At 49.4% G+C, this 12455-nt stretch carries 12 protein-coding genes; 7 read left to right on the forward strand and 5 right to left on the reverse strand.

What is annotated here, in order from left to right:
• Positions 1-7: 7 nt before the first annotated feature.
• From F569_RS0113360 to F569_RS0113375, 4 genes are all read left to right on the forward strand, one after another.
• The gene (locus F569_RS0113360; protein WP_026942607.1) at positions 8-841 is read left to right on the forward strand and encodes an enoyl-CoA hydratase-related protein; all 834 of its coding nucleotides are present in this window, start codon (positions 8-10) and stop codon (positions 839-841) included.
• 107 nt (positions 842-948) lie between these two features.
• The gene (locus tag F569_RS0113365; protein WP_026942608.1) at positions 949-1992 is read left to right on the forward strand and encodes an AraC family transcriptional regulator; all 1044 of its coding nucleotides are present in this window, start codon (positions 949-951) and stop codon (positions 1990-1992) included.
• On the forward strand, positions 1989-2579 hold the full coding sequence (locus tag F569_RS0113370) for a YdeI/OmpD-associated family protein (protein WP_026942609.1): 591 nt from the start codon (positions 1989-1991) through the stop codon (positions 2577-2579). Before F569_RS0113365 ends, F569_RS0113370 begins: the two co-directional genes overlap by 4 nt.
• Before the next feature lie 16 nt (positions 2580-2595).
• Positions 2596-3717, forward strand: a complete 1122-nt coding sequence (locus F569_RS0113375; RefSeq protein ID WP_026942610.1) for a glutathione S-transferase family protein — start codon at positions 2596-2598, stop codon at positions 3715-3717.
• Here the strand turns inward: F569_RS0113375 and pgi are convergent, their stop codons facing one another.
• From pgi to F569_RS0113390, 3 genes are all read right to left on the reverse strand, one after another.
• A complete protein-coding gene (gene pgi / locus F569_RS0113380) occupies positions 3718-5289 on the reverse strand; it encodes a glucose-6-phosphate isomerase (RefSeq protein ID WP_026942611.1) in 1572 nt (523 codons plus the stop codon).
• A gap of 128 nt (positions 5290-5417) precedes the next feature.
• Positions 5418-6035, reverse strand: coding sequence for a redoxin domain-containing protein (locus F569_RS0113385; protein WP_034388941.1), 618 nt, complete (start codon positions 6033-6035; stop codon positions 5418-5420).
• A gap of 53 nt (positions 6036-6088) precedes the next feature.
• Positions 6089-8152, reverse strand: coding sequence for a protein-disulfide reductase DsbD family protein (locus tag F569_RS0113390; protein ID WP_051279897.1), 2064 nt, complete (start codon positions 8150-8152; stop codon positions 6089-6091).
• Positions 8153-8350: 198 nt separating this feature from the next.
• On the opposite strand from F569_RS0113390, the gene F569_RS0113395 reads away from it, so the two are divergent.
• Positions 8351-9187: a hypothetical protein gene (locus F569_RS0113395; RefSeq protein WP_026942614.1), complete on the forward strand. Its 837-nt coding sequence runs from the start codon at positions 8351-8353 to the stop codon at positions 9185-9187.
• A 49-nt stretch (positions 9188-9236) separates the two neighbouring features.
• Here the strand turns inward: F569_RS0113395 and F569_RS18165 are convergent, their stop codons facing one another.
• Positions 9237-10070 (reverse strand): SapC family protein, encoded by an 834-nt coding sequence (locus tag F569_RS18165; RefSeq protein ID WP_084169027.1) that lies wholly within the window; start codon positions 10068-10070, stop codon positions 9237-9239.
• A 141-nt stretch (positions 10071-10211) separates the two neighbouring features.
• Between F569_RS18165 and F569_RS0113405 the strand changes: the two genes are divergently transcribed.
• Together F569_RS0113405 and F569_RS0113410 are read left to right on the forward strand one after the other, a co-directional pair.
• On the forward strand, positions 10212-10658 hold the full coding sequence (locus F569_RS0113405; protein WP_026942615.1) for a transcriptional repressor: 447 nt from the start codon (positions 10212-10214) through the stop codon (positions 10656-10658).
• A gap of 3 nt (positions 10659-10661) precedes the next feature.
• Positions 10662-11585, forward strand: a complete 924-nt coding sequence (locus F569_RS0113410) for a thioesterase family protein (RefSeq protein ID WP_026942616.1) — start codon at positions 10662-10664, stop codon at positions 11583-11585.
• Here F569_RS0113410 and F569_RS18170 read toward each other — a convergent pair.
• Positions 11574-12455: an alpha/beta hydrolase gene (locus F569_RS18170; protein ID WP_051279898.1), complete on the reverse strand. Its 882-nt coding sequence runs from the start codon at positions 12453-12455 to the stop codon at positions 11574-11576. The two genes, F569_RS0113410 and F569_RS18170, sit on opposite strands and share 12 nt — an antisense overlap.

The following is a 12455-nucleotide window of genomic DNA, read 5'->3' on the forward strand; positions in this document are numbered from 1 at the left end:
GCCTCATATGAGCTATAAATGTTTTGACGTCTCAATTGAGAATAATATCGCTCACATCGTGATGAGCCGCCCTGAAAAGCGCAATGCGATGGTCAAAGAGTTCTGGACAGAGCTGCCTGAGATCATCCGCGACATTGATAATAATTCAAAAGCGCGGGTGATTGTCATCTCGTCAACGGGGCCGGTTTTTTCAGCCGGGATTGATGTGGGCATGTTCAGCAGTGATATCGGGGCCATTCGTGATAAGAATGATCCTGCTTATGGCGTGAATTTCTATCATAACAGCGTTCTGCCTTTGCAGGATAGTTTTACAGCCATTGAGCAATGCCGTATTCCGGTTCTCGCGGCCGTACAAGGCGGATGTTATGGCGGCGGCGTTGATCTGATCACCGCTTGCGATATGCGCTACGGCACAGAAGACAGCTTTATTACAATTTATGAAATTAATGTCGGTATGGTCGCTGACGTCGGCACCTTTCCGCGTATCTTAAACCATATGCCTGAAGGCGTTGTGCGCGAGCTCGCCTATACAGGCCGGAAAATGCATGCCGGCGAATGCAAGGATCGCGGCCTATATAACGAGGTTTACGCCTCCCAAAAGGAGATGATGAGCGCCGTTATGGAGATGGCGGCAGACATTGCCAGTAAGCCGCCCCTCTCTGTCTATGGCTGTAAACGCATTATTTCTTATTCTCGCGATCACAGCACAGCGGACTCTCTAGACAACATTGCCGTCTGGAATATGTCCATGCTCATTCCCAGTGAGATGATGGAGGCTATGGTGTCCAAGGGTGAAAAACGGCCCGGTAATTATAAGGACCTACCTAAGAAAACGGGGTAACATATTTCATACACTTAACAGCGCTGTTCTGCGTATTTTCAATCTGAATTTATTTTACCTTGTCTTTTATGACATAAAATGCTTGTTATTTATCCAGGTGGATAGATATGGGCGTCTCTGAAAATATTCTTCATCCTCATTTATATATGACGGTGTCTTCAAATTATCTGGCTATTCAGATTGAACAGCTAGAGAATTTCGGCTTTCCACGTGAAAACGCTTTGGCCGCTCTGGGCATTGGTGAAGATATCCTTGCAAATCCGAAGGCTCGTATAGAGGCCGAGCGCGCAGAACACATGTATCAAGTCGCCGCCCAAGCGCTCTCCGATCCGCGGATCGGCATTCGTGTCGGGTATAAATTTCGCGTCAATGATTATCAAAAAACAGGCGCCATTTATTCCTATTGCGATAATATTGGCCAAGCCCTTGAGCTGAACCGCCGTTATCAATGTTTGGCCGTGGATGTCGGCATGCCCGAATACCGCATAGAAGATGGCCGACACTTTTTTCTATATAACCGTTATGAAGCTGCCAAAGACATGCATCATGTTATGGGTGCGGTTTTCGGGGCTTGGGCCACGATGCTAAGATGGCTCAGCTGGGCCGCCGGCCAAGAGCTCAAAGAAGCACATCTGATGCCCAGGGCGCCGGAGGATATTAGCTTTTACGAAGAAGTCGTGCAATGTCCTATCGTCTTTGGGATGCCGCGCAACCATGTTGAGTTTCATCCCGAATCCATTACCAAACCTCTCATCTCCCGCGACCCCGAAAAATTGGCGCAATGCGTCGCCCTTTTGGATAAGGTTTTAAATCTAAGCCATGAGATTGAGACCTTAAGAGCTGCCATAGAGGCGTCCATTCAAGGGGCAATGGCAGAAGGTTATGTCAACCTGACCGTCGTCGCGAGGCGAATGAACCTAGGCGAGCGGCAACTCAGAAAGATGCTAAGCCAACAAAATATAAGCTTCAGAAACCTGTTGGAAGACGAGCGCAAAAAGCTGTTCAAAGAACTCCACGCGCGGGATGAGAGCTTTGTCTCCATCGCGCAATCACTGGCCTATAATGATCAAGCCGCTTTTAACCGCGCCTTTAAACGCTGGTACGGAATAGCGCCCGGCCAATATGAAGCCACCCAAAGCGAGGCATCATGAGCCGAAAGAAAACCGTCGATGATTACCTTATAGATATAAGCCATTGGCAGGATGAACTTTTGGCCTTACGCCGCATCATCCTATCGACGAATTTAACGGAAACCATCAAATGGGGTATGCCTTGCTACACCTATGGCGGAAAAAACATCGTTGGAATGGCCGGGTTTAAATCTTATTTCGGCCTTTGGTTTCACCAAGGCGTGTTCTTAAATGATCCCGCTGGTGTTTTAATCAACGCGCAGGCTGAAAAGACCAAAACCTTGCGTCAATGGCGCATGACCGCTGCCGGCGATATCAAAGCTGAGCTTATAAAAGAGTATATTTCAGAATCCATTGAGCATAGCCTTGCGGGTAAAGCCATGCCCAAATCTGCGCCGAGACGCCTAAAGATGCCGCCCTTATTGGAAACCGCGCTTATAGATGATGCAGAATTACGCGCAAAATTCGAAGCCTTTCGGACCGCACAGCAATGTGATTTTGCTGATTATATTTCAAGCGCTAAACAGGCGGCGACAAAGCAAAAACGGGTTGAGAAAATAATTCCTCTTATCCAAGCAGGCACAGGACTCAACGATAAATATAAATAATTAGAAGCGATCTAATATGACAGCACCTCTCACCCTTTACGGCGTAAAAATTTCTATGTTTACAGGGAAGGTGAGAAGTTACCTCATTAAGCAGGGTATTCACTTTACAGAAGTCGCGCCCGTCTCAGAACAATTTACAAATGTTGTTTTGCCGCAAATCGGGCGGCGCATTATTCCTGTTATCGAAATGCCCGATGGCACAATAGTCCAAGATACGACGGATATAATCGATTACCTTGAAGGCCAAAGCCTCAGCGCAGAAAGTGCCTATCCTACTGATCCGCTCCGGCATTTATTGGCGCTTATTTTGGAGCTCTTTGGCGATGAAGGTTTGCTTCGCCCCGCCATGCATTACCGCTGGAACTTTCCGCAAGACACGAGCGGGTTTATCACTCACGGCTTTGGCGGCTGGCAAGGCCCTGACGCAACAGATGAGGCCAAAGCACAAATTAAAAAGACAATGAAAACCTTTAGCGGCTTCCTACCGGCGCTGGGCGTGACGCCCGAGACAATCCCCGAAGTCGAGCGCAGTTTTGACGCGCTAATGGATATTCTCGAAGCGCATTTTATAAGGACGCCTTATTTATTTGGGGCCGCGCCGACCATTGGGGATTACGGGATGATGTGTTCGCTATACGCGCATCTGGCCCGTGACCCTGTTCCTAGCGGCCTGATGAAAAATCTCGCGCCTAGCCTCTTTCGCTGGACGGAACGCATGAATGTCCCCCATGCTGATTATTCAGACATGCCTTATTATGCGCCAAGCCATGATCTGCCCGAAACCCTTTCGCCATTATTCAAATATATCGCTGATTATTTCCTGCCTGAAATGCAGATGAATGTTGATGTCATGAACGCCCTGCCCGGCGGGACTAGCGGAGACCCAGCGACGATGAATCCAAAAATGGCCGTGCTCGGTTTTGGTAGCTTTCAACATGGCGAGGCTACTATTCAATGCGCCGTCAGACCCATTCGGCTTTACATGCTGCAACGCGTGACTGATTATTTTGCGGGCATGAAAAAAGACGACCAAAAGGCCGTCTTATATTATTTAGAGCCGCTCGGCTTAACCCCATTACTAACGCTCACCGCCAAACACCGCGTTGCGCGTAAAAATCATATCGAAGTTTGGGAGTAATTATTTTACCAATCCCATCAATGCCGTGGTGCTGGCATCATGCTCACCTTTTTCGTCGGCCTCCATTTCTTCCAATATTGTAGATGCCAAAACCTTGCCGAGCTGAACGCCCCATTGATCAAAGCTGTTCACGTTCCAGATAACGCCTTGGACGAAGACTTTATGCTCATATAGCGCAATGAGGTGACCAAGCGCGAATGGCGATAATTCATCTAGCGTAATCGTTGTTGAGGGACGGTTTCCGGGGAATGTTTTCTGCGGCGCGATCGCATCCGCATCTGCGCGCTCTTCCAATTCCTCCCGCACTTTATATTCAGGCTTACCCAGCATCAGCGCTTCGGATTGCGCAAAGCAGTTAGCAAGCAATGCCATATGATGCTCAGGCCTAGCGCTGTGATCCTTTAATACGGCGACGAAATCCACAGGCGCGCCGGGCGTGCCTTGATGGAGCCACTGGAAGAATGCGTGCTGTCCATTCGTGCCTTCATCGCCCCAAATAATAGGACAGGTCAGCCCCGCCTCTTTACCGTCACGCGTAATGCGTTTGCCGTTGCTCTCCATTTCAAGCTGCTGCAAGAAAGCGGCAAGTTTGCGAATGCGGCGGGCATAGGGAATGACCGCTTGTGAGCTATAGCCCAGCACATTGCGGTTCCAGATACCTGTCAGCGCCATCATAACGGGCAGGTTATCTTGCAAAGGTTGATCGCGAAAATGCATATCCATCTTGGCTGCGCCTTTGAGGAATTGATCAAAGATTTTGGGCCCAAAGGCGATTTGTAGAGACAGGCCTACCGCGCTCCAGACGGAATAACGCCCACCGACCCAATCCCAGAAGTCAAAAATTTGTTCGCTTGGGATATCAAAATCCAATGCGCCGTCCCGGTTTGCCGTGACAGCAATGAAATTGGCGCCCGCTTTTTTGCCTAGCTTATCGGTGAGCCAACTACGCGCGGCTTCGGCGTTCATGCGCGTTTCTTGGGTTGTGAAGGATTTGGAGACGACAACGACCAATGTGGTTTTCGGGTCAAGGCCGTTTAGCGCATCATTGATAGACGCCCCGTCCACATTCTCGGCAAAGCGTAAATCCAAAGCCATTTCTCCGCTCGCTTGAAAGGCATCGGCGACCAAGCGCGGGCCAAGATCAGACCCCCCAATGCCGATATGGACAACGGCTTTAAACTTGCCCTCACCGCGAACTTTATCAGCGAAAATTGCCATACGTTTTTGCATCGCTTTGACATCTTTTTGAACCTCCTTGGATCCACCGACACCGCGCAGGGCCATATGCAGAACTGCACGGCCCTCGGATGTGTTGACGGTATCGCCTGCAAATAATTTCGCGCGCCATTCCTCAAGGTGACAGGCGGCGGCAAAATCCTGCAAAGCTTTCAAGGCGTTTTCACTGATCGCTTGCTTTGAAAAATCGGCTCTTAATGGCCCTTCACGCATCACAAAATTGTCCATACGTTTGGGTTCTGTTTTGAACAAATCCTGGATGGAGACGGATTTCCCCGCGAGCTCTTCGAGCTTAGCATAATAAGACGCGCGGTCTGTAAACTGTTCTGTTGGCATGAATATCTCCGTCTGTTTGCGCGGCTTTTAAAGGCTCTTGGTTTTGGCGCAATAAAAAACCCCACTGCCAAGAGGTGGGCAGCGGGGCGTCATGCGCTAAACTTACGTTAGCTCATATTTTTATAGGGCTATGATTTATATTTGACCGAGCAGCCATAGGGCGGCGTATCTGAGACAGCAACTGCGTTACCCGCTTTCAAATCATCCATTGCGGCCACGACATAGTTTTTTGCGCCTTCGACAGTCGCAGGACTGGCAGAACGGTTATCATCAATCGCGCCTTGATAGACGAGTGTTTGCGACTCATCGATAATATACATATGCGGCGTAGTCTTCGCGGCAAAGGCTTTGCCCATATCCCCGTCAGGGTCGAGCACGATAGCTGTTGAAGCCGCGCCTTGATCAGTTTTCCAAGCATTCGCTTCATCGCCGGATTTGTAGCCCTGCTTACCGGGCGCACTTGAAATCACAGACAACCAGACCGCACCCTCGGCTGTTGCCATGGCTTGAGTCTTTTGCATGTTATTCGTTGTGTAGTGTTTTTTGACATAAGGGCAGCCCTCATTCGTCCATTCGAGAACGACTTTTTTACCTGCAAAATCAGACAGATTATGCTGAACGCCATTTGAGTCTGTGACTGTCATGTCCGAGACATTTGACCCTGTTGCGATTTTGGCGGTGGCTGGCGCGGCCAATGCCAACGCGGAAACAGCAAGTGTAGAAAATAGAATTTTTGACATCGTCATTTTGAAGTCCTCTCTTAAAGTTAGCTTTAATACGCTGATTAAAGCTTTTGGGATTACTCCCCAGCAATAGCGTCTTTTATCACATCATAAGTTAGAACTTGAGGCAAAATAGCAGGGCTCACGGAATTGTTAGAATAGACCAAATAAAGCGGAACACCCGCGCGGCCATATTTTGCAAGCTCAGCTGCAATCACATCATCCTTATTCGTCCAATCCGCAATGAGAAAAGCCGTATTTGTCTCTGTAAATAATTTTTGCGTTTCCGCTTGATTTAAGACCAATTTCTCATTCACCTTACAAGTCACGCACCAAGCGGCAGTAAAATCAACAAAGATGGAACGACCTTCTGCTTGCAACTCCGCCACGCGGCTAGGTGACCAGCTTTCCGCATTGACTTTAGTCGATATAATTTCGGATGACGCCCCGCTTGTCGTAACGGTCAAAGGAAAGACTATCGCCGCTAATACTGCGGCTGCACCTATCACTTTACTGATAAGTGTCTTGCTTTTGAAACACCATACCGCAAGGCCAACGGCGAGCATCGCAGATAAAGCGATCAAGACGCCGTCTTCACCCGCTTGTAAGCTTAGCACCCAGACGAGCCATATAGCCGCCGCAAACATTGGAAAGGCCAAAACCTCTTTAAAGCGCACCATCCAAGGGCCGGGCTTAGGTAGCTTTGATAAGAGTCCCGGAACATAAGCGATTAAAAGGAAAGGCAGCGCAAATCCGATAGCCAATGCCAGAAAGACAACGAGCGTTACAAATGCAGGCGCGGCGAGAGCATATCCTACAGCTCCTGCCATTAACGGCGCAGTGCAAGGTGTGGCCACAATCACGGCCAAAGCGCCTGTAAAGAAAGACCCTGCAGCGCCTGATTTCTGCGTCAGTTCTGCGCCCGTATTTTGCAAACTAGAGCCAAATTCAAATGCGCCTAATAAATTAAGCCCAATGACAAAAAGTAGGACTGCAAGAGCTGCAACGACTTTAGGGGATTGCAACTGAAAGCCCCATCCAATTTCAGCGCCGCCCGCTTTAAGACCCAGAATAAATAGCGTCAGCAACATAAAGGTCGCGATTACGCCCGCCGTATAAAGCCAGGCTTCACGCTTTATTTTAGACCGCTCGCCATGGGCGGATTTGGCGATTGATAAAGCCTTTATGGAAATGACCGGAAAGACGCATGGCATCAGGTTTAAGATTAAGCCGCCAATCAAGGCGCCAATTATCGCGGTCCAAAGCGTCACGCCGCCCGCACTCGCTTTGGGAAGCGCTGCCGCGCCAATGTCAAGGGATTGCCCTACGGCCAAGGCAACCTCTGTGCCTTTAAGCTGTCCGCCCTCAATGTAGGTCAGCACGCCCTCAAACATATCCGGCACGTCATTATCCCAGATATAATCCGGTGTCGTTGTAAGCTTAAGACCGTCTGATCCCCGGGTGATAAGCTGAGGCTCACTATGCCCTAAAATACCTTGCTCATAGGGGAAGAAATAAGCCTTTGAAAAATCACCACTCGGAAGGTCTGTAAAACTCATCTCCAAGGCCGTGCCTGATTTTTGAATTGCGCCTTGAATATCACCGCGCTTGGGCGTTGCCGCAAGAGCCGCGTCAATTTCTGTTTTCCAGCCTATATCCTCAACAGATTCGCCAATAGCAATAGGTAGGCTAACGCTGCCCTGTTCAGGGATGCAAACATCCTTGCAGACAAGGTAGTAAAACTCAGACACAATCGTAATGACCGAGCCGCTCTCCACGCTAGGATCTACGGTGAATTTTACCGGAAAGAGCGGGGCCCCTTCAAAACCGTAATTAACAATGGGGCCGGTGGGGATGGTGCGCGGCAAAGGCCAATTTATCGCCCCTGCAGTCACGCCCTGAGGCAATTGCCAATTGATTTGCACAGGCTCTCCGCTATCGCCGGGATTGCGCCAGTAAGTATGCCAAAGGTCATCCAGCTCCGTGCGAAGCGCAACATGAAAAGATTGCCCGGGCGCAACACTGTCATGAGAACTAACAAGTGACGCCGTCACCTTACCCGTATCGACAGGTAGGGATTGGCTTGCCAAAGCAGGGGCGGCGAGGCACCAGGCCAGAAGGCTTAAGAAAAATGCGCGCATTAAGATCTCCGAATTCAGCCTGCTTATAACCCGCCCGCCTTAACAAATCTAACCCTCATAGGGCTCTATCACAGGGAATTGAGACGGCGTTATATTGAGTCTGAAACACCAAAACCGCTATACAAGCGGCGTTGGGCTTTGACTTTATAATTTGAGGGCGGTCTTTAAACTTAATATGCGGCTACCCATATCTATATCATGGGGAGTGATAAAATATATCGCTGGGAAAAGCGCCGCGCAAAACGATATGCGGCTGATAAATCCTTTCACTTAGATATTTTGGATTGGGTTACGTTGATATTGATCAGCGTCATGTTTTTCATTTCTCTGCGATTATTTTTCATCTTTGAAGTGACAACCGCGCCTTGCGTGGAAATGATTTTGACCATGGGGCAAAGCTCTTGGTGGCCATCTATATTTACTCTAACTTATTGGATATGCCTTTTTATGAGCCTATTTTGGTTTTGCGTATCAGTACACCGCGCATTTCACAGACCCGCCAGTTGGGCTTTGATAACGTGGCATGCTGTCTTATTTATTAGTCTCTTTTTCTTAGCCGCCACGAACCGCAACTTAACAGCTAGTTCTTATATCAACCCGCCCGATGGCGTTATGGTTGTCGAGAGCATGGTGCCCGAAATTACACAGATGGGAATTAACTGGTCGACCCCCACGGAGCTCAACTGGACGGAATATAAAAAAGGACAATGGTATGCCAGCGGCTCAAAAGCATGCATTTGGCTCGACGAAAGTAAAGTCAGTTTTAATGATAGGTTCGATTTAGAGAGGCCTTCAAATATGGCCTTTCAATTTGTAGCAAATAGCCACGCATTTGAGAAATTGAAGTCCCGACAAATGTACCGCCCATTAAGCAATTTTGAACGCGAGACATTCTCAAAGATGAAACAGTGTCAGGCTGACATGACTAAATATGGGCAACATCGATCTGTTTGCACATCTGATAATGTTTACCCCGTGGCGCCAGGAATAGAGCCTCCGCCAGAGTTTCTTGAGCTTTGGGGCTTGGACAAATAAAAAAGCCCGCTTCGATGAGCGGGCTTTTGTTTAAGTCTTTAAAGAGATTTTATTTCTTCTTTTTAGCGGCCGGCTTTTTCTTGGCCGGAGCTTTTTTTGCTGGAGCCGGAGCCGGAACATTATTAGCACGGCGGAGCGTCATGTTGACGAGACGCTGCCAGTTTCCAAGCGACACCATATGTGCGTGAGCTACAGCCAAATAGCCATTATCTGTGAACTCTTTCAATTTCTCAGCCGGAAGCGATTTCAGGCGCTCTTCGGTGATCGCAAAATAATCTGCAATCTTCTGACGCTCGGCCGGTGATCCGTCAGGATTCTGGCCTTGGAAGTTCATTTCTTTTTGCTCGAATAAATCAAGCTCTTTAAATGTATTGATCATTTGCTCAGTGGCTTGACGATCACGTTCAAAATTTTGCAAGAATTGAAATGCTTCTTGTGTGAATTGTGAGGTATCCGCGCCTTCAAAGAACTTTTGCTGAGGCGCTTTATTTGTGACGCATTCCGCAGACTCGTCAACGCAGACGACAAAACGGTCATTGGCTTGGTCACTGGCGAGCACGAAAGGATAGCGGCGGGCAAAAGCCGGCATGTAGAAATCCTGCTCAAACTGTCCTTCTTTGACGAAAAGGTTTTCACCTGAACGAATACCCATGACAGCCAAAGGTGAGCGGTCTTCTCCGGCAAAAATAATCGGGAAAGAAGCCGCTGCTGCGCCAAACTCAGGCGCTGTCAAAGGCAGGAAGTGCTGCTCAGCCATAAATTCAAACGGCTTATCCACTTGCTTGACCCCAAATTTATCATGCGTCTCTTTGGTCAGCGGCTGTGGGTTTTTATAGAACATTACGTTGCCGGAAACGGCGACGGGTGCTTGTGGTTCGGCCATGATGGTCCCTCTTTTCGTATTTAATGCCCCATATGAGGGCGTAATCCTGTAATTCAAGTCCGCCCTCTAGACAATTTTATGACCGCTTTCAACATCTGAATCCCTATTGGCGAATGGCGCGCCAGAGTCTAGGATAACACTATGAGCCATGACCATTCCCATCACGATATGTCCACATCTGAACGGGTTGCCGCTGCGCGCGCCACTTGCGAAGCGGCAGGCGAGCGTTTTACTGCACTGCGCGCCCATGTCTTTGAACTAATTATAGAAGATGGCGGAGCTGTTAAGGCCTATGACCTATTAGACCGCCTCAGCCCTGAGGTGGGTTCGCCCAAACCGCCAACAGTTTACAGGGCGCTTGATTTCCTCTCAAAACTTGGCCTTGTTCACCGCGTCGAAGCCCTGAACGCCTTTATCGCCTGTGACCATGGGCATAGCGGACACCTTGCAGAGTTTTTTATCTGCGAGGCTTGCGAAAAAGTCGAGGAGCGCCACGCACATGACCATGCGGATTGCAAACCGGACGGCTTTCAAATTGACCGTTCAGTTGTTGAGCATTACGGCACCTGCGGAAAATGCGCTGCATAACAGGTGGGCGGATTTTTAAAAACATGGGCTGGTGAATGTTCCGCTTGGGAATGTGATGGTCTGGGTCATTTAAATATGCGCCATTACATGACCAAGGTCATGCAAGCCCGACAAATGTTTTTCATACGCGCGGGACTACATGAAGCCTTCAAATCGAACGCTTTTTCGAGCGTTCGCGTGACTGACTTTCATATTAAATATCTCGGCGAGGCGCGGCCTGATAATCCGCTTTTTATTGAAACGGGGCTATTATCTCTGGGCGAGGAAACTGCGCGGCTCTGCCACATGATGTATCATGGCGATGGCCGCATTGCCGCGACTGTGGTCGAAAATGTTGAACACATATCCCTGCGGACGAAACAGGCCTTCCCGTGGCCGAAGCGGTTTGAAGCGGCGATTACCCCCTTTAAGGTCGAAGCGCCGCAGCCCTCCAAGCCGCGAAATCTTTCTTATGACACCATACCGTCAAAGCCGCGCGAGACGGATATTAAAAAACTTACCGCGAAGCATATCGGCTCAGGTGTTTTCCAGCCCTTTGAAATCGGTGTGGATGGCGGCGTGACGCCGCAAGCTTTTATGGGGCGCACAACGGAAACGATCTCTCACATGTCAGATGGTTACCCAGAATTTCTTGATACTGACTATCTCGCTAGCGGAAAATCAGGCGCTTTGCTTGAGGCGCAAATCTTCATTCACCGACCCGCAGAAGCCGGAGATGCCTATCATTTTTACTCCGGCCTGAAAGCGGGCAATGCCTATACACGGCAACTCGTTCACCATATTTTTGACGTCGTTACGGGCGAGTGCTTCTTTTCCATGATCGGGGATGGCTGCCTGTTTGATTTAAAGGCGCGTAAACTCATTAAAGCGAGCGACGCGCAAGTGGCGGCGTTACAAACTAATGTAGTTGAGGGATTACGGGTTTAACGCATCCCGCAACCGTGCCGTAGCATAATCCGGGTCATGCATCGGGAACATGTGGGCGCGGTTTTTATCAAAAATCACATTTTCCGCACCGATGATTTTGGCAAAAGCATTACGACCCGCACGGAAGCTGACTGCGCCATGTTTTCCAGCAAAGGTCACGTGAGAATTTTGGCGCGGGAGGTACGGTACAGCCTTAAAGACATTATGGCCTTGGGCGACGAAAATAGCTTGTTCCCAGAGTGGATCACAGGCGAGCTTAACCCCCTCCCCATCAGCAATCAGGCCGCCCGTTAAATAATCGCGCAGAGCCTCATCCGTAAAGCCTCGAAAAGCCCCGCGATTTTGGTAACGCTGAAAGGCCGCCTCAAAACTATCAAATTTTGCGCGGCGCCGACCCGCATTTCTGGCGATGGGCAGACGTTTTTTCATGGAGCTACGCCCCCAGGGCAGGCGGTTAAAGGCTCTCGCGGGCGCGGGCACTAAAACAGGGTCAAAGCCGACATAACCGCTGACCTTATCCTTAATCTTCGGCATGGCGAGCACAGCTGTCACTGCGCCATAGCTATGCCCCGCCAAAACAACAGGACCCTCAATATAACGGCTGAAAAACTCCACAATGTCATCGCGAAAAATATGCCAATTCCTAAGCGTGGCAACATCTGTCGACAACTCACTCAGGCCGTGACCGCGCAAATCAAGCGCAATAGCATGCGCCCCCAAAGGCTCCAAAATCGTCTTATAACTATAGCCATTAAATCCATTGGCGTTGAGCATAACGAGCTGAGGAGGTTTGGATGTATCCCCGAAATGAACAGCTGAAATCCGCCCATCGCGCAGCTCGTAGGATTTACGGGTTGGAGTGGGATTCAT

It is taken from the genome of Hellea balneolensis DSM 19091 (assembly GCF_000428525.1).
Classification (GTDB): Bacteria; Pseudomonadota; Alphaproteobacteria; order Caulobacterales; family Maricaulaceae; genus Hellea; species Hellea balneolensis.